Origin of the sequence: Citrobacter enshiensis, from assembly GCF_029338175.1 — a bacterium.
GTDB classification, from domain to species: domain Bacteria; phylum Pseudomonadota; class Gammaproteobacteria; order Enterobacterales; family Enterobacteriaceae; genus Citrobacter_D; species Citrobacter_D enshiensis.
This window is the reverse complement of record NZ_CP119862.1, coordinates 3,044,432-3,069,042: the sequence shown is the minus strand read 5'-3', so window position 1 is coordinate 3,069,042 and position 24,611 is coordinate 3,044,432. Positions and strand designations below refer to the sequence as shown.

At 53.4% G+C, this 24,611-nt stretch carries 14 protein-coding genes and 3 pseudogenes; 8 read left to right on the top strand and 9 right to left on the bottom strand.

Translation table 11 applies throughout. The features are described 5' to 3' along the window. Position 1 precedes the first annotated feature (1 nt). The 7 genes and pseudogenes from mukF (at position 2) to P2W74_RS23825 (ending at position 11,401) form a co-directional block, all read left to right on the top strand. On the top strand, positions 2–1,324 hold the full coding sequence (gene mukF / locus P2W74_RS14860; protein WP_276292209.1) for a chromosome partition protein MukF: 1,323 nt from the start codon (positions 2–4) through the stop codon (positions 1,322–1,324). Continuing rightward, positions 1,305–2,009 carry a chromosome partition protein MukE gene (gene mukE, locus P2W74_RS14855; RefSeq protein WP_162380051.1) on the top strand — a complete coding sequence of 235 codons (705 nt, stop codon included), beginning with the start codon at positions 1,305–1,307 and terminating at the stop codon, positions 2,007–2,009. Before mukF ends, mukE begins: the two co-directional genes overlap by 20 nt. Next, entirely contained in the window at positions 2,009–6,469 is a 4,461-nt protein-coding gene (gene mukB, locus P2W74_RS14850) for a chromosome partition protein MukB (protein ID WP_276292208.1), read from the top strand. Before mukE ends, mukB begins: the two co-directional genes overlap by 1 nt. Positions 6,470–6,697: 228 nt before the next feature. Beyond that, positions 6,698–8,548: pseudogene (ldtD, locus tag P2W74_RS14845) on the top strand (L,D-transpeptidase). A 180-nt stretch (positions 8,549–8,728) separates the two neighbouring features. Next, positions 8,729–9,277 carry a YcbK family protein gene (locus P2W74_RS14840; RefSeq protein WP_276292207.1) on the top strand — a complete coding sequence of 183 codons (549 nt, stop codon included), beginning with the start codon at positions 8,729–8,731 and terminating at the stop codon, positions 9,275–9,277. Between the two features lie 28 nt (positions 9,278–9,305). Further along, positions 9,306–9,954 (top strand): annotated as a pseudogene (locus P2W74_RS14835) (MBL fold metallo-hydrolase). Between the two features lie 73 nt (positions 9,955–10,027). Further along, positions 10,028–11,401 (top strand): annotated as a pseudogene (locus P2W74_RS23825) (IS3 family transposase). Positions 11,402–11,462: 61 nt separating this feature from the next. Here P2W74_RS23825 and aspC read toward each other — a convergent pair. The 4 genes from aspC to pncB form a co-directional block, all read right to left on the bottom strand. Beyond that, positions 11,463–12,653 carry an aspartate transaminase gene (gene aspC / locus P2W74_RS14825; protein ID WP_203358268.1) on the bottom strand — a complete coding sequence of 397 codons (1,191 nt, stop codon included), beginning with the start codon at positions 12,651–12,653 and terminating at the stop codon, positions 11,463–11,465. Positions 12,654–12,836: 183 nt separating this feature from the next. Then, on the bottom strand, positions 12,837–13,934 hold the full coding sequence (gene ompF / locus P2W74_RS14820) for a porin OmpF (RefSeq protein WP_276292206.1): 1,098 nt from the start codon (positions 13,932–13,934) through the stop codon (positions 12,837–12,839). A 607-nt stretch (positions 13,935–14,541) separates the two neighbouring features. Further along, positions 14,542–15,942 carry an asparagine--tRNA ligase gene (gene asnS / locus P2W74_RS14815; RefSeq protein WP_276292205.1) on the bottom strand — a complete coding sequence of 467 codons (1,401 nt, stop codon included), beginning with the start codon at positions 15,940–15,942 and terminating at the stop codon, positions 14,542–14,544. 169 nt (positions 15,943–16,111) lie between these two features. Then, entirely contained in the window at positions 16,112–17,314 is a 1,203-nt protein-coding gene (gene pncB / locus P2W74_RS14810) for a nicotinate phosphoribosyltransferase (protein WP_276292204.1), read from the bottom strand. A gap of 266 nt (positions 17,315–17,580) precedes the next feature. Here pncB and pepN point away from each other — a divergent pair, with 266 nt between their 5' ends. Continuing rightward, a complete protein-coding gene (pepN, locus tag P2W74_RS14805) occupies positions 17,581–20,193 on the top strand; it encodes an aminopeptidase N (protein WP_276292203.1) in 2,613 nt (870 codons plus the stop codon). A gap of 87 nt (positions 20,194–20,280) precedes the next feature. Here the strand turns inward: pepN and ssuB are convergent, their stop codons facing one another. Genes ssuB through ssuE form a run of 5 tightly spaced genes read right to left on the bottom strand, consistent with a single transcriptional unit; the run spans position 20,281 to position 24,532 of the window. Continuing rightward, complete coding sequence (gene ssuB, locus P2W74_RS14800) at positions 20,281–21,048, bottom strand: aliphatic sulfonates ABC transporter ATP-binding protein (protein ID WP_276292202.1); 768 nt, start codon at positions 21,046–21,048, stop codon at positions 20,281–20,283. Further along, on the bottom strand, positions 21,045–21,836 hold the full coding sequence (ssuC, locus tag P2W74_RS14795; protein ID WP_276292201.1) for an aliphatic sulfonate ABC transporter permease SsuC: 792 nt from the start codon (positions 21,834–21,836) through the stop codon (positions 21,045–21,047). Before ssuC ends, ssuB begins: the two co-directional genes overlap by 4 nt. 11 nt (positions 21,837–21,847) lie before the next feature. Continuing rightward, on the bottom strand, positions 21,848–22,993 hold the full coding sequence (gene ssuD, locus P2W74_RS14790) for an FMNH2-dependent alkanesulfonate monooxygenase (protein ID WP_276292200.1): 1,146 nt from the start codon (positions 22,991–22,993) through the stop codon (positions 21,848–21,850). After that, a complete protein-coding gene (locus P2W74_RS14785) occupies positions 22,990–23,964 on the bottom strand; it encodes a sulfonate ABC transporter substrate-binding protein (protein WP_276292199.1) in 975 nt (324 codons plus the stop codon). The genes ssuD and P2W74_RS14785 overlap by 4 nt, the downstream gene beginning before the upstream one ends. Continuing rightward, on the bottom strand, positions 23,957–24,532 hold the full coding sequence (gene ssuE / locus P2W74_RS14780; protein WP_276292198.1) for an NADPH-dependent FMN reductase: 576 nt from the start codon (positions 24,530–24,532) through the stop codon (positions 23,957–23,959). The genes P2W74_RS14785 and ssuE overlap by 8 nt, the downstream gene beginning before the upstream one ends. Positions 24,533–24,611 lie beyond the last annotated feature (79 nt).

Below are 24,611 nucleotides of genomic sequence, written 5' to 3'. Positions count from 1 at the left end.
TATGAGTGAATTTTCCCAGACAGTCCCCGAACTGGTTGCCTGGGCCAGAAAAAATGACTTCTCCATCGCGCTGCCGGTAGACAGACTTTCGTTCCTGCTGGCGGTGGCCACGCTCAACGGCGAGCGTCTGGACGGTGAGATGAGCGAAGGGGAACTGGTGGATGCATTCCGCCATGTCAGTGATGCGTTTGAGCAAACCAGCGAAACCATCGGCGTGCGCGCCAACAACGCGATCAACGATATGGTTCGTCAACGTCTGCTGAACCGCTTTACCAGTGAGCAGGCGGAAGGGAATGCCATATACCGCCTGACGCCGCTTGGGATCGGCATTACCGACTACTATATTCGCCAGCGTGAGTTTTCCACGCTGCGTCTCTCAATGCAGCTGTCCATTGTGGCGGGTGAATTGAAGCGTGCTGCAGATGCGGCGGGTGAAGGCGGCGATGAATTCCACTGGCATCGTAATGTCTATGCGCCGTTGAAATATTCCGTGGCTGAAATCTTCGACAGTATCGATTTGACGCAGCGCATTATGGATGAGCAGCAGCAGCAGGTGAAAGATGACATTGCCCAGTTGCTGAACAAGGACTGGCGCGCCGCGATTTCGAGTTGCGAAATGCTGCTGTCTGAAACCTCCGGCACGTTGCGCGAACTCCAGGATACGCTGGAAGCGGCGGGCGATAAGCTGCAGGCCAATCTGTTGCTCATTCAGGACGCCACAATGATGCGTGACGATCTGCATTTCGTCGACAGACTGGTTTTCGATCTCCAGAGCAAACTGGATCGCATTATTAGCTGGGGTCAGCAATCCATCGACTTGTGGATTGGCTATGACCGGCACGTGCATAAATTTATCCGTACCGCGATTGATATGGATAAAAACCGCGTCTTTGCTCAACGTTTACGTCAGTCCGTTCAGACCTATTTTGACGATCCGTGGGCGCTAACCTACGCCAATGCAGACCGCCTGCTGGACATGCGCGATGAAGAGATGGTCCTGCGCGACGAAGAGGTGACCGGGGAGCTGCCGCCGGATCTGGAATATGAAGAATTTAACGAAATTCGGGAACAGCTGGCGGCGATCATCGAAGAACAGCTGGCTATCTACAAATCCAGACAAGCACCACTGGATCTCGGTCTGGTGGTGCGCGAGTATCTGGCGCAATACCCGCGTGCGCGCCATTTTGACGTCGCGCGTATTGTTATTGATCAAGCGGTACGTCTTGGCGTAGCGCAAGCAGATTTCACCGGACTGCCGCCTAAATGGCAGCCGATTAATGATTACGGAGCCAAGGTACAGGCGCATGTCATTGACAAATATTGAACAAGTGATGCCGGTTAAGCTGGCGCAGGCGCTGGCAAACCCGTTATTTCCGGCGCTGGATAGCGCACTACGCTCGGGCAGACATATTGGTCTGGATGAACTGGATAACCATGCCTTTCTGATGGATTTTCAGGAATATCTGGAAGAGTTTTACAGCCGCTATAACGTTGAGTTAATTCGCGCGCCGGAAGGTTTCTTCTATCTTCGCCCGCGTTCCACCACGATTATTCCACGCTCCGTGTTGTCTGAGCTGGACATGATGGTCGGTAAAATCCTGTGCTATCTCTATCTCAGCCCGGAACGTCTGGCGAATGAAGGGATTTTTACCCAGCAAGAGTTGTACGACGAACTGCTGACGCTGGCTGACGAAGCCAAACTGTTGAAGCTGGTGAACAACCGCTCGACCGGTTCAGACGTTGACCGTCAGAAACTGCAGGAAAAGGTACGTTCGTCGTTAAACCGTCTGCGTCGCCTGGGGATGGTGTGGTTTATGGGCCACGACAGCAGCAAATTCCGCATCACCGAGTCGGTCTTCCGTTTCGGGGCGGATGTCCGTAGCGGCGACGATCCTCGTGAAGCGCAGCGCCGCTTAATTCGTGATGGCGAAGCGATGCCCGTCGAAAACCATCTACAGCTCAATGATGAGCCCGAAGAGAATCAGGCGGACAGTGGAGAGGAAGAATAATGATTGAACGCGGTAAATTTCGCTCACTAACGCTGATTAACTGGAACGGTTTCTTCGCTCGAACCTTTGATCTCGATGAACTGGTCACCACGTTATCCGGGGGCAACGGGGCAGGGAAATCCACCACCATGGCGGCGTTCGTTACGGCGCTTATCCCGGATCTGACCCTGCTGCACTTCCGTAATACCACAGAGGCCGGAGCGACCAGCGGATCGCGAGACAAAGGTCTGCACGGTAAGCTGAAAGCGGGCGTCTGTTACTCCATGCTGGATGTCCTCAACTCACGTCATCAGCGTGTGGTTGTGGGCGTCCGTTTGCAGCAGGTTGCCGGGCGTGACCGTAAAGTCGACATCAAGCCGTTCGCCATTCAGGGGCTGCCGATGTCGGTACAACCGACGCAACTGGTCACGGAAACCCTCAACGATCGCCAGGCTCGTGTGCTGACGCTTGCGGAGCTGAAAGAAAAGCTCGACGAGATGGAAGGCGTGCAGTTTAAGCAGTTCAACTCGATTACCGACTATCACTCGCTGATGTTCGATCTGGGCATTATTGCTCGCCGTCTCCGCTCCGCGTCAGACCGCAGTAAATTCTATCGCCTGATCGAAGCGTCACTTTACGGCGGTATCTCCAGTGCGATTACGCGCTCGCTGCGCGACTACCTGCTGCCGGAAAACAGCGGTGTACGTAAAGCATTCCAGGATATGGAAGCTGCGCTGCGTGAAAACCGTATGACGCTGGAAGCGATTCGCGTCACCCAGTCTGACCGCGACTTGTTTAAGCATCTGATCAGCGAAGCCACTAACTATGTGGCGGCTGATTACATGCGCCATGCTAACGAGCGGCGGGTCCATCTGGATAAAGCCCTTGAATATCGCCGTGAATTGCACACCTCACGTCAGCAACTGGCGGCGGAGCAGTACAAGCACGTCGATATGGCGCGTGAACTGGGCGAGCACAACGGTGCAGAGGGCGATCTGGAAGCCGACTATCAGGCGGCGAGCGATCACCTGAATCTGGTGCAAACGGCCCTGCGTCAGCAAGAAAAAATTGAACGTTACGAGGCGGACCTGGATGAATTACAGATCCGCCTTGAAGAACAAAATGAAGTGGTTGCCGAAGCGGTCGATCGTCAGGAAGAGAATGAAGCTCGTGCCGAAGCCGCAGAGCTGGAAGTGGATGAGCTGAAAAATCAGCTTGCCGATTATCAGCAGGCGTTGGATGTACAGCAAACGCGCGCCATTCAATACAACCAGGCGATTCAGGCACTTACCCGGGCTAAAGAAATTTGTCATCTGCCGGATTTAACGGCAGACAGTGCGGTGCAGTGGCTGGAAACCTTCCAGGCCAAAGAGCAGGAAGCGACGGAAAAACTGCTCTCGCTGGAACAGAAAATGAGTGTGGCGCAAACCGCGCACAGTCAGTTTGAACAGGCGTATCAGCTGGTGGTGGCGATCAATGGCCCGCTGGCGCGCGGTGAGGCATGGGATGTCGCGCGGGAACTGCTGCGCGACGGTGTTAACCAGCGTCATCTGGCGGAACAGGTTCAGCCGTTGCGTATGCGTCTGAACGAACTGGAACAGCGTCTGCGTGAACAACAGGAAGCCGAACGCCTGTTGGCTGAGTTTTGTAAGCGTCAGGGTAAGCATTTCGATATCGACGAACTGGAAGCTTTGCATCAGGAACTGGAAGCACGCATCGCCGACCTTTCTGACAGCGTGTCGAATGCACGCGAACAGCGGATGACGCTGCGCCAGGAGCAGGAACAGGTTGAGTCGCGTATTCAGCATTTGATGCAGCGAGCCCCCATCTGGCTGGCGGCGCAAAATAGCCTGAACCAGTTGTGCGAGCAGAGCGGCGAAGAGTTTACCTCCGGCCAGGATGTGACCGAGTATCTGCAACAATTGCTCGAACGCGAACGTGAGGCGATTGTTGAGCGCGACGAAGTTGGCGCGCGTAAAAACGCAGTTGATGAAGAGATTGAACGCTTAAGCCAGCCGGGCGGCTCGGAAGATCAGCGTCTGAATACGCTGGCCGAACGTTTTGGCGGCGTGCTGTTGTCCGAAATTTATGATGACGTCAGCCTCGAAGATGCGCCGTACTTCTCCGCGCTGTATGGGCCTTCGCGTCATGCGATCGTGGTGCCGGATCTGTCTCTCATCAGCGAACAGCTGGAAGGACTGACGGATTGCCCTGAAGATCTCTATTTTATCGAAGGTGACCCGCAGTCGTTTGATGACAGCGTCTTTAGCGTCGATGAACTGGAAAAAGCGGTAGTGGTAAAAACGGCCGCGCGCCAGTGGCGCTACTCCCGCTTCCCGGAAGTGCCGATCTTCGGGCGCGCGGCGCGTGAAAACCGTATTGAAAACCTGCACGCCGAGCGCGAAGGGCTTTCCGAACGTTTCGCCACGCTCTCTTTTGATGTACAGAAAACCCAGCGCCTGCATCAGGCGTTCAGCCGTTTTATCGGCAGCCACTTAAGCGTTGCCTTTGACGCTGACCCGGAAGCGGAAATTCGCCAGTTGAATGGCCGCCGTGTTGAACTGGAACGCGCGCTGACCAATCATGAAAATGAAAATCAGCAGCAACGTGTTCAGTTTGAACAGGCCAAAGAGGGCGTTTCCACCCTGAACCGCTTGTTGCCGCGCCTGAGTCTGCTGAGTGATGAAACGCTGGCGGATCGCGTTGATGAAATTCAGGAGCGCCTGGATGAAGCGCAGGAAGCCGCGCGTTTTGTGCAGCAGCACGGTAACCAGCTGGCTAAACTGGAACCTATCGTTTCTGTTCTGCAGAGCGACCCGGAACAGTTTGAGCAGTTAAAAGAAGACTATGCGTATTCTCAGCAGGTGCAGCGTGATGCGCGTCAGCAGGCCTTTGCGCTGAGCGAAGTGGTACAGCGTCGTGCGCACTTTGGCTACTCCGACTCGGCGGAAATGCTCAGCGGCAACAGCGATCTGAATGAGAAGCTGCGTGAACGTCTGGAGCATGCTGAAGTTGAGCGAACCCGTGCTCGCGAAGCATTGCGTGGACACGCCGCGCAGCTGGGTCAGTACAACCAGGTTCTGGCGTCGTTGAAAAGTTCGTACGACACCAAAAAAGAGCTGCTTAACGATTTGCAGCGCGAATTGCAGGATATCGGCGTTCGTGCCGACAGCGGCGCGGAAGAGCGTGCCCGCATTCGTCGTGATGAGCTGCATGCGCAGCTGAGCAACAACCGCGCACGTCGTAACCAGCTGGAAAAAGCGTTGACCTTCTGCGAAGCGGAAATGGACAACCTGACCCGCAAACTGCGCAAGCTTGAGCGTGATTATCATGAAATGCGTGAGCAGGTGGTGACCGCGAAAGCAGGATGGTGTGCCGTCATGCGGATGGTGAAAGACAATGGCGTTGAGCGTCGTCTTCACCGTCGCGAACTGGCTTATCTGTCGGCGGATGAACTCCGTTCCATGTCGGATAAGGCGCTCGGTGCGCTGCGCCTGGCCGTGGCGGATAACGAACATCTGCGCGATGTTCTGCGGATGTCTGAAGATCCGAAACGTCCTGAGCGTAAAATTCAGTTCTTCGTGGCGGTCTATCAACACCTGCGCGAACGTATCCGCCAGGATATCATCCGTACTGACGATCCGGTTGAAGCCATTGAACAAATGGAAATCGAACTGAGCCGCCTGACGGAAGAGTTGACCTCCCGCGAACAGAAACTGGCGATCAGTTCACGCAGCGTGGCGAACATTATTCGCAAGACTATCCAGCGTGAGCAGAACCGTATTCGCATGTTGAACCAGGGATTGCAGAGCGTTTCCTTCGGTCAGGTCAACAGCGTGCGTCTGAACGTCAATGTTCGCGAAACCCATGCCACGTTGCTGGATGTTCTTTCTGAGCAGCATGAACAGCATCAGGATCTGTTTAACAGCAACCGCCTGACCTTTTCCGAAGCGTTGGCGAAGCTGTATCAGCGTCTGAATCCGCAGATCGATATGGGGCAGCGTACGCCGCAGACGATTGGCGAGGAGCTCCTGGATTACCGTAACTACCTGGAAATGGAAGTCGAAGTTAACCGTGGGTCTGACGGTTGGTTGCGAGCCGAATCCGGCGCCTTGTCTACCGGTGAAGCGATCGGTACCGGGATGTCCATTCTGGTGATGGTAGTACAAAGCTGGGAAGATGAAGGACGCCGACTGCGCGGAAAAGACATCTCCCCATGCCGTCTGCTGTTTCTTGATGAAGCGGCCCGTCTGGATGCGCGTTCCATTGCAACCCTGTTCGAACTGTGCGAACGCTTGCAGATGCAACTTATCATCGCGGCGCCAGAAAACATCAGTCCGGAGAAAGGCACCACCTACAAACTGGTGCGTAAGGTCTTCCATAATACGGAACACGTTCATGTGGTCGGGTTGCGTGGTTTTGCCCCGCAATTACCCGAGACCCTTCCCGGGACCGAAGACGCCTCATCGCAGGCAAGCTAGATGAAAAGGGCGGCTGAAAGGCCGCCTTTTCCTTTTCAGAAAACAGCAATGTTGAGTGAAATATCTTTAAACTTCTTTACATTAGGTCAGGCAAAAACTTTTTGATGTTTATATACTGAAGGTAAGCCTGACGAGTAAGCAGGCTTGCTCGTCATACTTCCGTGTGTATTGGCGTTAAGCAGACGGTCTTGCAATGTAAAGTATGATTAAGAAAACAGGGGGCAAGGGATGTTGCTTAATAAAATATGTGGTCGTCGACTCTCGGCAATCAGTTTATGCCTGGTCGTAATATTTGCTCCACTGTTTAGTGTGCAGGCCGACGAGCCTGAAATGATTCCAGGCGACAGTTCCGCCACGCTCAGCGAACAGCCTACCGCGTTGTCGCAGCCGCAAGCCCAGTCGCCCGTCACTGCGATGATGGCCGGGATTCAACCTCTTCCAGAAGGCGCCGCAGATAAAGCCCGCGCCGAAATACAATCGCAATTACCGTCCGGGTATACACCGGTATACATGAATCAGCTCGAGCTTCTGTACGCGGCGCGAGAGATGAAACCGATGTGGGAGAACCGCGAGGCGGTAAAAGCGTTCCAACAGCAACTGGCCGAGGTTGCGATTGCCGGATTTCAGCCGCAGTTTACCACCTGGGTTGCATTGCTGACCGACCCTTCGGTGACGGGCCTCGCACGGGATACCGTCCTCTCCGACGCGATGATGGGGTATCTCCATTTTATCGCCAACATTCCGGTGAAAGGCACACGTTGGCTGTATAGCGATAAACCCTATGCGCTGACTACGCCGCCCATTTCGGTCATTAACCAGTGGCAGGTCGCGTTGGAAAATGGCCAGCTCGCCCCGTTTGTGACGAGTCTGGCACCTCAGCACCCTCAGTACGCGGAGATGCATAGCGATTTGCTGAAGCTGGTGACGGATTCCCGCCCGTGGCCGCAGTTGAGCAGCACCGCCACGCTGCGCCCCGGTCAATGGAGTAATGACGTCCCTGCGCTGCGGGAGATTTTACAGCGGACAGGTATGCTGGACGGTGGGCCAAACATCACCTTTGCCTGGCGATGAAACGCCAGCTAATGCGGTGGTCAGTCCTTCCGCTGTTGCCGTTGCCGTTTGACTCGCGAACCGGCAGCGCGCAAAACACTTCCGCAACGCAAATCGGCTCCCGCCGTTTACGATCGTGAACTGGTTGAGGCCGTTAAACGTTTTCAGGTGTGGCAGGGGCTGGGGGCTGATGGCTCCGTGGGTCCGGCAACCCGCGACTGGTTAAACGTGACCGCCGCTCAACGTGCGGGTGTCCTGGCGCTGAACATTCAGCGTCTGCGGCTACTGCCGGGTGAATTATCCACCGGTATTATGGTGAATATTCCTGCCTATTCACTGGTGTATTACCAGAATGGCAATCAGGTATTGGCATCACGCGTTATTGTTGGCCGTCCCGATCGCAAAACGCCGATGATGAGCAGCGCATTGAATAACGTGGTCGTTAACCCGCCGTGGAATGTCCCGCCGACGCTGGCGCGTAAAGACATCCTACCGAAACTGTGGAACGACCCTGGTTATCTGGAGCGTCACGGTTATACCGTGATGCGTGGCTGGAACAGCAAACAGGCGATCGATCCCTGGCAGGTCGACTGGGGGACCATTACCGCATCAAATCTTCCGTTCCGCTTCCAGCAGGCACCGGGCGCGCGCAATTCATTGGGGCGCTATAAATTCAATATGCCCAGTTCTGAAGCGATTTATCTGCACGATACGCCAAACCACACGTTGTTCCAGAAGGATACACGAGCGCTCAGTTCTGGATGTGTACGTGTGAATAAAGCGTCGGAGCTGGCGAATATGCTGCTGCAGGATGCGGGGTGGAATGACACCCGCATCTCCGATGCTCTGAAGCAAGGTGATACTCGGTATGTCAACATTCGTCAAAATATTCCGGTTAATCTCTATTACTTGACGGCGTTCGTCGGTGCTGATGGGCGCACCCAGTATCGTACAGATATTTACAATTATGATCAGACCGGGCGATCCAGTGCACAGATCATGTCAAAAGCAGAACAATTAATCAGGTAAATGAAGACGTTCTGCTTAATTTGTTGTCGTAATATTCAGCTGCAACGGGGCCGATTGGCTGCAGGCCCCGTCGTTGCTGGGGATGGGCGATCTTGACGTCGGCTTTTTTGCCAGTTAAGGTGCCCTTCGTGCGCCAGAAGTGCATATTAACGATAACATTTACCTGTAGACCTGATTATCATGGACAAATTCAACGCTAATCGCCGCAAATTGCTGGCGTTAGGTGGTGTTGCCCTCGGTGCAGCCATCTTGCCCACGCCTACGTTTGCAACCCTCTCTACCCCTCGTCCGCGCATTCTGACACTCAATAATCTCCATACCGGAGAGTCGATAAAAGCGGAGTTTTTCGATGGCAGAGCCTATATTCAGGATGAATTAGCAAAACTTAATCATTTTTTCCGTGATTTTCGCGCGAATAAAGTGAAGTCCATCGACCCAGGATTGTTTGACCAGCTCTTTCGCCTTCAGGGGCTCTTAGGAACCCGTAATCCCGTACAGCTCATCTCGGGTTATCGTTCGGCTGATACCAATAACGAATTACGCGCGCGCAGCCGTGGTGTAGCGAAAAAAAGCTATCACACGAAAGGGCAGGCAATGGATTTCCATATTGAAGGCGTTTCATTGAGTAATATTCGCAAAGCTGCGTTATCTATGCGCGCAGGTGGTGTAGGATACTACCCACGCAGTAACTTTGTGCATATTGACACCGGTCCGGCACGGCACTGGTGATCCACAGGCTTAACGAAACAGGAGCAGTATGAACTATCGTATTATTCCGGTCACCGCATTCGCCCAGAATTGTTCATTGATCTGGTGTGAGCAAACCCGTCTGGCCGCGCTGGTCGATCCCGGCGGCGATGCAGAGAAGATCAAACGTGAAGTGGATGCCAGCGGCGTTACGCTCACGCAAATTCTTCTCACGCATGGTCATCTTGATCATGTCGGTGCGGCGGGTGAACTGGCTGAGCATTATGGCGTGCCTGTGATCGGCCCGGAAAAAGAAGATGAGTTCTGGCTGCAGGGTTTACCGGCACAAAGTCGCATGTTTGGCCTCGGAGAGTGTCAGCCACTGCACGCCTGACCGTTGGCTGAATGAAGGCGATCGTGTGAGCGTAGGGAATGTGACTTTACAGGTGTTGCATTGCCCGGGCCACACGCCAGGTCACGTGGTCTTCTTTGATGAACAATCGCAGTTACTGATTTCTGGTGATGTGATTTTCAAAGGCGGCGTTGGGCGCAGCGATTTCCCGCGTGGGGATCACAATCAGCTGATCGATTCGATTAAACGTAAATTGTTGCCGCTGGGTGACGATGTGACATTTATCCCCGGACACGGCCCGCTTTCTACGCTGGGCAATGAACGGTTGCATAATCCGTTCCTGCAGGACGAAATGCCTGTCTGGTAACCGCATAAAAAAGCCCGCGCATTGGACTGTACCCCAAAAGTTGGACACCCAACTGAGTAAGGTGCAGTTTTTTATGGCAAAGCCAAAATATTCCCTCGAAACCAGAATAGCTGTAGTCAATCACTACCTTGCCGGAAACGATGGAACACATCGTAACGCTGAACGTTTTGGTGTTGAAGAACAATCAGTGCGACGCTGGGTAAGTAGCCTGGCAACTCCATGGTATTGATGGCATAACCTGGAAAAATAACCGCCATTCTCCAGCGTTCCGGATGGCTGTTGTCCAGACTGTTACTCAATGAAGAACTTTCAATGCGTGAAGCTGCCGCACGGTTTAATATCTCAATGAAACCGTTGTCCGGCACTGGGTGAATGTCTACAAAGACGCAGGTGAGAAAGGACTTCTGAGCATAAAACATGGCCGGAGCAAGGACATGACAAAACCCCAAAAAACACTTCCACTTACCGATGCTGCACTGGAAAAGTATATCTCCCGAAGAACTGCGGGCTGAACTCCGTTACCTGCGAGCAGAGAATGCCTATCTAAAAAAGCTGAAGGCCTTAGTTCAAAGCGAGAAAAACGGCAGAAAGCCGCAATAATCAGTGAGCTAAGGCTGGAGTATGCGCTCAGTGACCTTCTCGCGTGCAGCGGATATGTCCCGCGTACGTGGTATCACAATATGAATGCGCTGAAGCGAGGTGGACAGGCATGCAGGGCTGAAAGACAAAATCAGAGAGATTTACCACTATCACAAAGGGCGCTAATGGCTACCGCAGGGATCACGCTCTCACTGAGAAAACAGGGGGGTGCTGGTAAACCATAAAACAGTGCAGCGGCTGATGACAGCGTTGTCGCTCCGGTCTCTGATAAGGGTGAAGAAATATCGAGACCCTGGAAAGGGGAAGCGGGCAAGCAGCGCCCAATATCCTGAGTCGGAACTTCGGTGCCTCAAAAGCCAACGAAAAATGGGGTTACGGATGTTACAGAGTTCTCGGTGCAGGGTAAAAAAACTGTACCTGTCGCCGGTTCTCGATCTGTTTAAACCGGAGATTATCTCCCTACAGCCTGTCGGAAAGGCCGGTGATGGAGATGGTTAATACGATGCTGCACGATGCGTTCTCGAAGCTCAGCCCAGAAGACACCCCGTTGTTGCACTCGGATCAGGGCTGGCATTATCGAATGGCTGGTTATCAGGTCAGGTTAAAGGCACAGGGCATGACGCAAAGTATGTCGCGCAAAGGAAACTGCCTGGATAATGCGGTGATGGAGAACTTCTTCGGTACGTTGAAATCGGAGTGTTTTTATCTGGGTCAGTTCAGCAGTGTCAAAGAACTAAGGAAAGCGATAGAGGACTATATCCATTACTACAACAACGAACGGATAAGCCTGAAATTAAAAGGCCTGAGTCCGGTAGAATACCGAACCCAGGCCCTGAAAGCCGCTTAACATGAACTGTCCAACTTTATGGGGTCAGTCCACATTGCGGGCTTTGTTTTTTCCGTCTGTTTTACAGCACGGCAACGATGGCTTCGCACAGCGGCGCCATGTTATCTGGCGTCATGCCTGCCACGTTAACACGACCAGAAGCCACAGCGTAGACACCAAACTCTTCACGCAGACGCAGCACTTGCTCTTTGGTCAGACCGCTGAACGAGAACATGCCGTTTTGTTTGATGATGAAGCTGAAGTCGCGGTTCGCGCCTTTCTCTTGCAGGGTATTCACGAACAACAGACGCATACGCTGAATACGTTGGCGCATATCGGTCAGTTCTTGTTCCCAGATAGCACGCAGAGCGTCGTTGCTCAGAATGGTCGCTACTACCGATGCGCCGTGCGCCGGTGGGTTGGAGTAGTTTGCGCGAATAACGGACTTCATCTGGCTGAAAGCACGGTCAACGGTTTCAGCATCCGCCGCTACCAGCGTGCAGGCACCGACGCGTTCGTTATACAGGCCAAAGTTTTTGGAGTAAGAACTCGCGACGATCAGTTCTTTATGCAGCCCGGCGAAAGCGCGCAGACCTTCCGCATCTTCTTCCAGACCACGGGCAAAGCCCTGATAAGCGAAGTCAAACAACGGCAGCCATCCTTTCTCAACGGAAAGCTGAGCCAGCGTTTGCCATTGTTCAAGCGTAGGATCAATACCGGTTGGGTTGTGGCAGCAGCCGTGGAACAGAACGACATCGCCCGCCTGAGCGTCACTCAGGCTACTCAGCAGTGCGTCAAAGTCCAGGCAATGGTTTTCTGCGTCGTAATACGCGTATTCACGCACTTCCAGACCGGCGGAATTAAAGACGCTCTTATGGTTTGGCCAGCTCGGATTGCTCACCCATACGCGTTTGGCCGCGGTATTTTTTGCCAGGAAATCAGCAGCAACACGCAGAGCGCCTGTACCACCCGGGGTTTGCGCAGTGCGAGCTCGTTTGTCGTTGATCAGGGCGTTACCTTTGCCAAATAACAGTTCCTGAGTGCAATGGCCAAACTCCGGAATACCGTCAATGCCGAGGTAGTTTTTCGTCGTTTCATTTTCGAGTAAATATTGCTCGGCTTTTTTAACGCTGGTTAGCACCGGCGTTTTGCCAGTCTCATCTTTATAGACACCGATACCCAGGTTAATTTTCCCAGGACGGTCATCGGCACGAAACAGATCGGCCAGACCCAGAATGGGGTCGGCAGGGGCGGCGGTAATGTTCTCAAACATGACGAGGTTCCATTGTAGTTACAGAAGGGAAATCCGTAATCAGGTTAACGGTAGATTTACAAAATGCCAACTGTTAGTGACAAAAAGCCTGATTGTTTTTAGAAGACACGAGAATTTGCTGGCAGACATAAAAAAACAGGACCGAAGTCCTGTTTTTTAGGCATTTAACAAAGAGGTCTGCTATTAGAACTGGTAAACGATACCGACAGCAACGGTGTCGTCTGAGCCGATACCCAGTTCGTTGTCAGAATCGATCTGGTTGATGATGTAGTCGACGTAGGTGGACATGTTTTTGTTGAAGTAGTAGGTTGCGCCCACTTCGAAGTAGTTCACGAGATCAACATCGCCGATGCCTTCGATATCTTTACCTTTAGATTTGGTATAAGCGATGGACGGACGCAGACCGAAGTCGAACTGATACTGAGCAACCAGCAGGACGTCTTCAGTTTTGTTAGCATAACCATTAAGGCCATTGAGGCCGTTAGAAATACGGGTTGCGTTATGAGTTTCGCTGTAGTTAGCCGCCAGGTAGATGCTGTTCGCATCATACTTCACGCCAGCTGCCCACTGTTCAGCTTTCCCGCCACCGTTAGCGTAAGTCAGCGCGTCCTGAGCGTTGGTGCGGTCTGCAGCGCCATAAGCACCGACGACACCGAAGCCTTCATATTCATAGCTGATTGAACCACCAACACCATCACCGTTAGAGCGACGAACATCGCTGTCACGCTCGTTTTTACCCAGGTACTGTACAGCGAAGTTCAGACCGTCAACCAGACCGAAGAAGTTGGCGTTACGGTAAGTCGCCAGACCGCCGTTACGCTGAGCGAAGAACATGTCAGATGCGGCGGTATCACCACCAAACTCTGGCAGCATATCGGTGTAGCCCAGTGCATCGTAAACTACGCCGTAGTTACGACCGTAGTCGAAAGAACCATAGTCGCCGTATTTCAGACCCGCGAAGGCCAGACGGGTTTTGTTACCGTCTTGAGCGTCGCTACCGCCTTCGGAGTTGTTACCGGCAAAGTTATATTCCCACTGACCGTAACCGGTCAGATCGGAGTTGATCTGTGTTTCCCCTTTGAAACCAAGACGGGCATAAGTTTCGTCGCCGTTGCCGCCGTAACTGTTTTTGCCATTGTCTTTAGAAAAATAACGTAAACCTACGGCTTTACCGTACAGGTCCAGCTTATTGGCATCTTTGTTGTAGATTTCGGCTGCGTTTGCGGTACCAGCTGCCAGCAGTGCAGGGATAACCACTGCCAGGATGTTGCGCTTCATCATTATTTATTACCCTCATTGGTTTTTATATGACACCTGCCACTGCCGTCAATAAATTCTGTCAATAATAATTTACGGAACTATTGATGAGAGTTTGGTGTCTTTATGTGTCTGACAGGCATCTTTCCATTCAAACTACCGTTTCGCTACAGCGAAAATGCTACAAAGATAAAGATTTTGTTTCGAAACGAAAAAGTGTGTAACAAAATATTAAATTCGATGAACTTTGTGAACGGCGTCAAATTTCAGCGCCATTTCGCGATTTGAAACGGCATTTTTAATTCTATTTATATGATTTTCTTATATTTAATTTAGATAAGGCGGGGTGTTTTCACGTGAGTGACCCGTTGATAAGGTGACTTGCATTTGAATTGAGGACGTCTGGACTTCTAAATTGAAGGTTAAAAAATATGCTATAAGCTAAGAGAAAACTCATCTTCAACATAAAATTGCATGTATTTTATTCATAAATATTACAGGGAAATATCACGTAACAAGAATGTGGGCTTTGCGGGGTTGCTATTAGATTTGATTACTTCTTGCTCACAAAACTTGACAATTGCACAGAGAAAAAAGGCCAGCGATGCTGGCCTTTAAAGGTGACAGGTGATTAGAAACTGGCGTTACGAGGTGTACGCGGGAACGGAATCACATCACGGACGTTTTGCACGCCAGTCACATACGCGATAAGACGTTCGAAGCCCAGACCGAAACCTGAGTGCGGAACAGTACCGTAGCGACGCAGATCGCGATACCACCAGTAATCTTCTTTGTTCAGCCCCATTTCTGCCATACGCGCATCCAGCACATCGAGACGCTCTTCACGCTGAGAACCGCCAATAATTTCGCCGATACCCGGCGCCAACACATCCATTGCGGCCACGGTTTTACCGTCTTCGTTAAGGCGCATATAGAACGCCTTAATGTCTTTCGGGTAGTTTTTAACGACCACAGGGGCTTTAAAGTGTTCTTCAGCAAGGTAACGCTCATGCTCGGAAGACAGATCCACGCCCCAGAACACCGGGTTTTCAAATTTCTTACCGCAGTTTTCCAGAATGGTCACCGCATCGGTGTAATCAACCTGAGCAAAATCAGCTTCGATGAAACGTTCCAGACGGGAAACGGCGTCTTTGTCGACACGCTCAGCAAAGAACTTCATATCATCCGCACGTTCTTCCAGTACGGCCTTGAACGCGTATTTCAGCATGGCTTCAGCCAGGCCTGCGACGTCGTTCAGATCGGCAAACGCCACTTCCGGCTCCAGCATCCAGAACTCAGCCAGATGGCGGCTGGTGTTGGAGTTTTCTGCACGGAAAGTCGGTCCAAAGGTATAGATTTTGGACAACGCACAGGCGTACGTTTCACCGTTTAACTGACCGGAAACGGTCAGGAACGCTTCTTTACCAAAGAAGTCTTTGTCGAAATCGACTTTGCCCTGATCGTTACGCGGCAGGTTTTCCAGATCCAGCGTAGAAACGCGGAACATTTCACCCGCGCCTTCCGTATCGGAAGCCGTGATCAGCGGCGTGGATACCCAAAAGAAACCCTGCTCGTGGAAAAAACGATGCAGCGCTTGCGCCAGGGTATGACGTACACGCGCTACCGCACCAATCATGTTAGTACGCGGACGCATATGCGCGACTTCACGCAGGTATTCAATGCTGTGACGTTTTGCCGCCATCGGATAGGTGTCTGGATCTTCAACCCAACCGGTCACTTCGACTTTGGTGGCCTGGATTTCAAAACTTTGTCCCTGACCTGGCGACGCAACGACATGGCCCGTTACAACCACCGAGCAACCGGTCGTCAGACGTAAAACGTCTTCATTGTAATTGGGCAGAGAATTATTGATGACAGCCTGTACAGGATCAAAGCAGGAACCGTCATAAACGGCGAGGAAGGAGATGCCAGCTTTTGAATCTCGGCGGGTACGTACCCATCCGCGCACGGTGACTTCGCTGTCAACGGCTACACGGCCCTGGAGTACGTCGGCAACAGGCGCAACGCTCATAATATTCTCTCTGTTAATAGTCGGAAAAAATAAACACTTGTCCACCCTGATTGGGGGGATACCTATGTTACCTGGCATCTGCAATCAGACAAGCAGAATTCACAGGCAAAGTGAAAGATTTCGGAAATAAACAATAAATAAAGGGAGCCAAAACGGCTCCCTGGGGTGATTAACTGGCTTTTTTGATATGCGGAAGGTCGAACGCTTTACGCAGTGCGCGCACAAACGCTTTGTCATGACAGATGGTTTTACCAGGGCTGTCTGACAATTTGGCCACGGGTTTACCGTTGCATTCCACCAGCTTAATGACAATATTCAGCGGCTTCACTTGCGGTAAGTCGCAAGTCAGGCGCGTGCCAATGCCAAAACTGAGCTGAACGCGTGATGCGAAGTGACGATAAAGATCGACCGCTTTTTTCAGATCAAGATTGTCTGAGAAGACCAGCGTTTTGGTCAGCGGGTCAATCCCCAGTTTTTCATAATGGGCGATCGCTTTTTCGCCCCACTCAACGGGATCGCCAGAGTCATGGCGCAACCCTTGATAGCGGGTCGCGAACTCCATACCAAAATCGCGTAAAAACGCGTCCATGGTGATGCAGTCGGTGAGCGCGATGCCGAGCTGGTCAGGATATTCATTCAGCCAGGCCGCGAGAGCAGCACGCTGACTGGTGGCCAGATCCGGGCTAATTTGCTGGTGCGCCTGGAACCACTCATGCGCCTGCGTGCCCATCGGGGTGAGGGACAACCGGCGAGCGAGGTCGTAGTTACTGGTACCGACAAACCACTGCTCCTGCTGGAGGCGCTCGACGATCGCCTGTTGCACCTCGCGCGAGAAACGGCGGCGAGTGCCAAAATCCATCAGATGGAAGCGGGACATATCGAGATCGGCGGTTAAAGCAGAGAAATCGACTAGCTTACTTTCCAGCGCATCAAGCGCTTGCGCCACGCCAACCTCTGGCGAACGATACCGGTGCACCAGTTCACTGATCACCGCCAACAGCGGGACTTCCCACATGATGACTTCACGCCACGGGCCGGTTAAGCGGATATTCAACTTACCGTTATCATTCGTGACGCTCACCTGTTCGGGGTTGTAGCGGAAATCCCGTAACCAGTTAAGGTAATCAGCATTAAAGAAGGGCAGGTTGGAGAGCCATGTAAACTCGTCCTCCTGAAGTTGCAGGTGCTGCATCGCATCCACCTGCTCGCGAATTGCATCTGCATAAATACCCAGCAGGTCGTCGCCGCGGCAACGAAACTCCGCCGCTACGTGAACATCGTAGTAGCGGTGAAAAACGGCTTGCTGCATATGCAACTTATAAGCATCTGTATCCAGCAGCGAGTGCAGAACAGGAGAAGCGAATTGTGTCATAGGTGCGCAGTAGCATCCTCTCACGGGAGCGTTTAGTACAATAAACAACTAAGAAAACCGCTGGAGTATACCTTGTTTAGCGATTTATTGAACCCCGATCACAACATAAGCGCTCTTTGGGGTCGAGTACATTTCGTGCCTCGTGTTATAAAAATGTAGCAAAAAGGGTGTTTGTGCCTGAAAAGATGAACATTCTGCGTAGCGTGATTTACACAACAGGAATAGACTGGAGTCGAGACTCTACAGAAGATGCTAAAGGTTTTTTTATGACACAACAGCCACAAGCCAAATACCGTCACGACTATCGTGCACCGGATTACCAGATTACTGATATTGATTTGACCTTTGACCTGGATGCTAAAAAAACCGTGGTCACTGCCGTGAGCCAGGCTGTTCGTCATGGCGCGTCGGATGCTTCGCTTCGCCTTGATGGCGAAGACCTGACGCTGGTGTCAATCCACGTGAACTCTCTGCCGTGGACAGCGTATAAAGAAGAAGAGGGCGCGCTGATCCTCAGCGACTTGCCAGAGCGTTTTACCCTGCGCATTGTCAATGAAATCAGTCCGGCGGCGAATACCGCGCTGGAAGGGTTATACCAGTCCGGTGATGCGTTATGTACTCAGTGCGAAGCGGAAGGCTTCCGTCATATTACCTGGTATCTCGACCGTCCGGACGTGCTGGCGCGTTTTACCACCAAAATCATTGCTGATAAAAGCAAATATCCGTTCCTGCTCTCCAACGGCAACCGTGTTGCGCAGGGCGAGCTGGAAAACGGGCGTCACTGGGTACAGTGGCAGGATCCCTTCCCGAAACCTTGCTATCTCTTTGCGCTGGTCGCCGGTGATTTCGACGTACTGAGCGATACCTTCACCACCCGCTCCGGGCGGAAAGTGGCGCTGGAGTTGTACGTTGATCGCGGTAATCTGGATCGTGCGCCGTGGGCGATGACGTCGCTGAAAAATTCTATGAAGTGGGATGAAGAGCGCTTTGGTCTCGAATATGACCTCGACATCTATATGATTGTCGCCGTCGACTTCTTTAATATGGGCGCGATGGAGAATAAAGGGCTTAACATCTTTAACTCCAAATACGTGCTGGCGCGTACTGATACCGCCACCGATAAAGATTACCTCGACATTGAGCGCGTCATCGGACACGAATATTTCCACAACTGGACCGGTAACCGCGTGACCTGCCGCGACTGGTTCCAGTTGAGTCTGAAAGAGGGGTTAACGGTGTTCCGCGATCAGGAGTTCAGCTCCGATCTCGGCTCTCGCGCGGTTAATCGCATCAGTAATGTGCGCACAATGCGCGGTTTGCAGTTTGCTGAAGATGCCAGCCCGATGGCGCATCCCATCCGCCCGGATAGTGTCATCGAGATGAACAACTTCTATACCCTGACCGTTTACGAAAAGGGATCAGAAGTCATTCGCATGATCCATACCCTGCTGGGCGAAGCGAATTTCCAGAAAGGGATGCAGCTTTACTTTGAGCGCCACGATGGCAGCGCGGCGACCTGCGATGATTTCGTGCAGGCGATGGAAGATGCGTCAAACGTCGATCTCTCCCATTTCCGTCGCTGGTACAGCCAGTCCGGTACGCCGGTGGTCACCGTAAAAGACGACTACAACCCGGAAACCGAGCAGTACACGCTGACCATCAGTCAGCGTACGCCTGCAACGCCGGATCAGGCAGAGAAGAAACCGCTGCATATTCCGTTTGCTATCGAACTGTATGATAACAAAGGTAAAGTGATTCCGTTGCAGAAGGGTGGCCATCCGGTCAATGCCGTGCTCAATGTGACGCAGTCTGAACAGACTTTTGTCTTCGATAACGTCTACTTCCAGCCGGTTCCCGCGCTGCTTTGCGAATTTTCCGCGCCGGTGAAGCTGGAGTACAAATGGAGCGATCAGCAACTGACCTTCCTGATGCGTCACGCGCGTAATGATTTCTCCCGCTGGGATGCGGCGCAAAGCCTGCTGGCGACGTATATCAAGCTGAACGTTGCGCGTCATCAGCAGGGGCAACCGCTCTCTCTGCCGGTCCATGTCGCTGACGCCTTCCGCGCGGTACTTCTGGACGAGAAGATTGATCCCGCGCTGGCGGCTGAGATCCTGACGCTGCCTTCAGCCAATGAAATTGCAGAACTGTTTGAGGTCATCGATCCGGTAGCGATCGCCGCCGTGCGCGAAGCATTAACCCGCACGCTGGCGACGGAACTGGCCGATGAGTTCCTGGCGATTTATAACGCTAACCACCTTGATGAGTACCGGGTTGAGCATGCCGATATCGGCAAGCGCACGCTGCGCAACGCCTGTCTGCGTTTCCTGGCCTTTGGGGAAACCGAACTTGCGAATACGTTGGTGAGCCGACAGTACCAGAAAGCCAACAACATGACTGACGCGCTGGCAGCACTTTCTGCGGCGGTGGCGGCGCAACTACCGTGTCGCGACGCTCTGATGCAAGAGTACGACGATAAGTGGCATCAGGATGGGTTGGTGATGGATAAATGGTTCATCCTGCAATCCACAAGCCCCGCCGACAACGTGCTGGAGACGGTACGTGGCCTGCTGCAACACCGCTCCTTCACGCTGAGCAACCCGAACCGTATTCGTTCACTGATTGGCGCGTTTGCCAGCAGCAACCCGGCAGCGTTCCACGCCGAAGACGGCAGCGGTTATCAGTTCCTGGTCGAAATGCTGACCGAACTCAACAGTCGCAACCCGCAGGTGGCTTCACGGTTGATCGAACCGCTGATCCGACTGAAACGTTATGACGCCAAACGTCAGGCGAAGATGCGTGCGGCACTGGAGCAGTTAAAAGGTCTGGAGAATCTCTCCGGCGATCTGTTCGAGAAAATCAGTAAGGCGCTAGCCTGATAATTTGCCGGATGGTGACGTTAACGCGTCTTATCCGGCCCACAACTCACAGGTAGGCCGGATAAGCGACTGCGCCATCCGGCATTATCAGCCGTGTCGAAGAACCGGTTGCTCAGTGTATCCCCGTTGCATCACCCGGTTTAACACTTCTGCTTCAAGCTCTGCTAAACGTACCGAACCCCGTCGGCGTGGGCGTGGGATATCCACGGTCAGGTCCAGACCGATTTTCCCGTCCTCAATCAGCAGCACGCGGTCGGCCATGGCAACCGCTTCACTGACGTCATGCGTAACCAGCAGAACGGTAAAGCCATGCTCTTGCCACAGCGAGACGATCAGATCCTGCATCTCCAGACGGGTTAAGGCATCCAGTGCGCCAAGCGGTTCATCCAACAGCAACAGGCCGGGTCGATGGATTAAGGCACGCGCCAGCGCCACCCGCTGTTTTTGCCCTCCTGAGAGTGCGGCTGGCCATTCGGTTGCGCGATTTTCCAGACCGACTGCCGCCAGCGCCTTGCGTGCAGCATCCTGCCAGCTGCCTTTCAGACCCAACCCGACATTGTCGATAACGGACTTCCACGGGAGCAGGCGCGCATCCTGAAACATCATTCGCGTATCGTCCTGGATTTCTGCCAGCGGGGTGGTTCCGGCGAGCAGTTCGCCTGCCGTCGGTGATTCCAGTCCGGCCAGCAGCCGCAGCAGGGTGCTTTTACCCCCGCCGCTACGCCCGACCACGGCGACAAACTGGCCTGCCGGAATATGCAGATCCAACTGATTGAGCACGGTATTGCTGGCGTACCGTTTGGTGACCGTATTGAGCAGCAGCGGCGTACCCTGATTCAGACGTGCGGTATTCATACGGTTGCCTCCTTCACGTAATATGCCGGGTTCCAGCGTAGCCAGCTGCGCTCAAGCCACTGTGCGCTAACATCGGCGAGTTTACCGAGCAGGGCATAGAGAATAATGGCGACTACGACCACATCCGTTTGCAGAAATTCGCGGGCATTCATCGCCAGGTAGCCAATCCCGGAGTTAGCCGAAATCGTTTCGGCTACAATCAGTGTCAGCCACATCAGCCCAAGCGCAAAACGTACGCCAACCATAATCGAGGGGAGGGCGCCGGGCAGGATCACGTGGATAAACAGCGGGAAACCGGACAGGCCGTAACTGCGCGCCATCTCCACTAATTCGCGATCGATATTGCGGATCCCGTGCCAGGTGTTGATATACAAAGGAAACAGTGTCCCCAACGCGACCAGAAAGATCTTCGCGGACTCATCAATACCGAACCACAGGATAACGAGTGGGATCAGCGCCAGATGCGGTACGTTACGCAGCATCTGAATTGAGGTATCGAGCAGACGTTCCCCCCAGCGTGAAAGACCGCTGATAAGCCCCAGCGTCAGGCCAATCGATCCGCCGATCGAGAAGCCGATCAGCGCGCGCCAGGAGCTAATAGCCAAATGCTGCCACAGCTCACCACTGACGGAGAGTGTCCAGAACGCTTCAACCACGCCCTCCGGTGAAGGAAATATGCGACCGGAGAGCCAGCCAATTGAAGATGCAAGCTGCCAGAGTGCAACGATGCCCACCGGTAAAAACCAGGGGGCAACGCGCAGTAACCCTTTGTGTGTTCGCGTTGCCATCGATGTACTCCTTAGCTTTGCGCGACGTTACGCGGGATAAATTCGTTGGCTACCGCTTCGCCCTGCTGAAGCAGTGGCTGCGGTTGCGGAATTTCCGGTATCGCGATATCAAGATGAGGGAACAGCAGCTCACCCACTTTGTACGCCTCTTCGAGATGCGGATAACCGGAGAGGACAAAGCTGTCGATACCGAGCGCCGCATACTCATTAATACGTGCCGCCACCGTTGGGCCATCTCCTACCAGCGCGGTTCCCGCACCGCCACGTACCAGCCCGACGCCTGCCCACAGATTTGGGCTGATCTCCAGCTTGTCCCGCTTGCCGTTATGCAGCGCTGCCATTCGATGCTGACCGACGGAGTCGGTTCTGGCGAAAGCCGCCTGCGCTTTGGCAATGGTGTCATCATCCAGATGCGCAATCAGCCGATCCGCAGCCTGCCAGGCTTCGTCATTGGTTTCGCGAACAATCACATGCAAACGAATACCAAAACGGATCTTGCGCCCGCGCGCTGCGGCTTTGGCGCGTACCTGTTCGATCTTCTCTCTCACCAACTCCGGCGGTTCGCCCCAGGTGAGATAAAGATCCACCTGTTCGGCGGCCAGATCCTGTGCCACGTCGGAAGAGCCGCCAAAGTAGAGGGGAGGGTGCGGCTGCTGTATCGGCGGGAAGAACAGTTTTGCCCCGCGAACGTGAATATGTTTACCGTGAAAATCGACGGTTTCACCCTGCAATAACCGCCGCCAGACCTGAGTAAATTCAGAAGAAGCGGCATAGCGTTCGCTGTGATCGAGGAAAACGCCGTCGCCTGCCAACTCTTGCGGATCGCTGCCGGTGACCAAATTAAAGAGCGCGCGACCATTGGAGAGCCTGTCGAGCGTCGCGGCCTGGCGTGCGGCGACCGTGGGTGACGTCACGCTGGGGCGTAGCGCCACGAGGAACTTAAGCCGTTGCGTTACCGGGATCATTGACGCTGCAACCAGCCACGCATCTTCGCAGGAGCGCCCGGTGGGGATCAGCACGCCGGTAAAGCCCAGGCGGTCCGCGGTTTGCGCGATTTGCTGCAGATAACCGTGAGTAACCGGGCGCGAACCTTCTTCTGTTCCCAGATAGTGCCCGTCACCGTGTGTAGGTAAAAACCAGAACATATTCAAACTCATAATTTTGCTCCTTCCTGCTGAGTGGCGTGCCAGATGCGGTCGCGAATATCGATTTTTTTCGGTACCAGACGGTTGTCGTAAAACAGATCGGCGGTTTGTTGCTGCAGTGCGGCAACCGTGGCATCAACCGGCGCTATTGTGGTTGGGGGGCGATGGTCCAGATAGCTGGCGATCACCGGCGCGGGCAATCCCATCGTTTTGGCAAGCAGCGCAATACTTTGTTCGCGTTGGCTAAGCGTCAGCGCATCGGCCTGACTGAAGGTGTTGAGCACGCCCTGAATAAAGGCGCCATTTTTTTCAGCATACGGGCGCGCCGCCAGATAGAACGACCCGGTTTGTTTTAAGTCAGAGCCGTCCTTCAGTACGCGCACGCCGCCTTGCAGAAGTGCTGCTGAATAGTAGGGATCCCAGATAGCCCAGGCATCGACGTTACCCTGCTGGAAGGCCGCACGGGCGTCCGCCGGGGTCAGAAAGGTCGGTTGAATATCGGTAAATTTTAACCCTGCCTGCTGCAAAGCCCGGAGCAGCAGGTTATGTGAACTGGAACCTTTCTGGAAAGCGACCTTGCGCCCTTTTAGATCTGCCACGCTTTTAATCGGGCTGTTTTCAGGCACCAGAATCACTTCAGCCTTCGGTTTAGGCGGTTCGACGCCGACATACACCAGGTCCGCGCCGGCAGCCTGCGCGAAGATCGGTGGGATATCGCCAGTGCTGCCCAGATCGATACTGCCGACATTCAGCGCTTCAAGCATCTGTGGTCCTGCCGGGAATTCTATCCAGGAGATTTTCGTTTGCGGATAGCGTGTTTCCAGAAGTTGGTGGCTTTTTGCCAGCACCATACTGATGCTGCCTTTCTGATAACCGATACGCAGCGTCTCTGGCGCGGAGGTCGCTGCGTGAGACAGGGCTGAAAGTGACAGTAAACCAGCCAGCGCCAGCCAGGGGGAATGACGTTTGAAGAGATTAAGCATGGGCGATCCCCTGCGATGAGTGAAAGGTGGGAACTTGTACATCCCGACGATGCAGCGCGTGCCAAAACGTCTCGAGCGCGGTGTCCAGGCGCAGTTGTAGGTTCGGGGTGAAGTGTGGTTTATGCTGATAATCAATAACCTGAGAGTCATCAGCAAACACGCCATGCAGAATTTCCTGCGCTTTAAGCGCGCTTAATACCGGCTTGAGCGCATAGTCAACAGCCAGTAAATGCGCGACAGTGCCGCCGGTGGCGAGAGGCAAAACCACTTTCCCGTCGAGCGCCCGCTCAGGCAGCAGGTCAAGCAACGTTTTTAACGCCCCGGAATAGGCCGCTTTATAAACGGGCGTGGCGACAATCAGCCCATCGGCCTCTTTTAACTGGGCGACGAGGGTTTTCAGCGCGGGGCTGTCGAATCGCGCATATAAAAGATCTTCAGGCGCAAAGTTGTGGAGGTTCCAGTGGCAGACCTCGACATCCAGCGCACTGAGTTTTTCACGGGCATATTCCAGTAACGCACTGGAACGTGAGGGAAAACGCGGACTTCCCGCCAGAGTGATGATGCGCATATTCTTAATCTCTCCTTATAACCAATTAGTTTCTTTTTACTAACATTGATAACAATTTGTGCAGTCTGACAGAGAGATT

What these genes read in the sequence shown, in the direction of transcription:
- P2W74_RS14840 (WP_276292207.1), top strand. Translation starts at nt 8,729, where the DNA reads ATGGACAAATTCAACGCTAATCGCCGCAAATTGCTGGCGTTAGGTGGT.
- P2W74_RS14785 (WP_276292199.1), bottom strand. Translation starts at nt 23,964, where the DNA reads ATGCTTAATCTCTTCAAACGTCATTCCCCCTGGCTGGCGCTGGCTGGT.
- asnS (WP_276292205.1), bottom strand. Translation starts at nt 15,942, where the DNA reads ATGAGCGTTGCGCCTGTTGCCGACGTACTCCAGGGCCGTGTAGCCGTT.
- ssuD (WP_276292200.1), bottom strand. Translation starts at nt 22,993, where the DNA reads ATGAGTTTGAATATGTTCTGGTTTTTACCTACACACGGTGACGGGCAC.
- ssuE (WP_276292198.1), bottom strand. Translation starts at nt 24,532, where the DNA reads ATGCGCATCATCACTCTGGCGGGAAGTCCGCGTTTTCCCTCACGTTCC.
- aspC (WP_203358268.1), bottom strand. Translation starts at nt 12,653, where the DNA reads ATGTTTGAGAACATTACCGCCGCCCCTGCCGACCCCATTCTGGGTCTG.
- ssuB (WP_276292202.1), bottom strand. Translation starts at nt 21,048, where the DNA reads ATGAATACCGCACGTCTGAATCAGGGTACGCCGCTGCTGCTCAATACG.
- ssuC (WP_276292201.1), bottom strand. Translation starts at nt 21,836, where the DNA reads ATGGCAACGCGAACACACAAAGGGTTACTGCGCGTTGCCCCCTGGTTT.
- ompF (WP_276292206.1), bottom strand. Translation starts at nt 13,934, where the DNA reads ATGATGAAGCGCAACATCCTGGCAGTGGTTATCCCTGCACTGCTGGCA.
- mukF (WP_276292209.1), top strand. Translation starts at nt 2, where the DNA reads ATGAGTGAATTTTCCCAGACAGTCCCCGAACTGGTTGCCTGGGCCAGA.
- mukE (WP_162380051.1), top strand. Translation starts at nt 1,305, where the DNA reads ATGTCATTGACAAATATTGAACAAGTGATGCCGGTTAAGCTGGCGCAG.
- pncB (WP_276292204.1), bottom strand. Translation starts at nt 17,314, where the DNA reads ATGACACAATTCGCTTCTCCTGTTCTGCACTCGCTGCTGGATACAGAT.
- mukB (WP_276292208.1), top strand. Translation starts at nt 2,009, where the DNA reads ATGATTGAACGCGGTAAATTTCGCTCACTAACGCTGATTAACTGGAAC.
- pepN (WP_276292203.1), top strand. Translation starts at nt 17,581, where the DNA reads ATGACACAACAGCCACAAGCCAAATACCGTCACGACTATCGTGCACCG.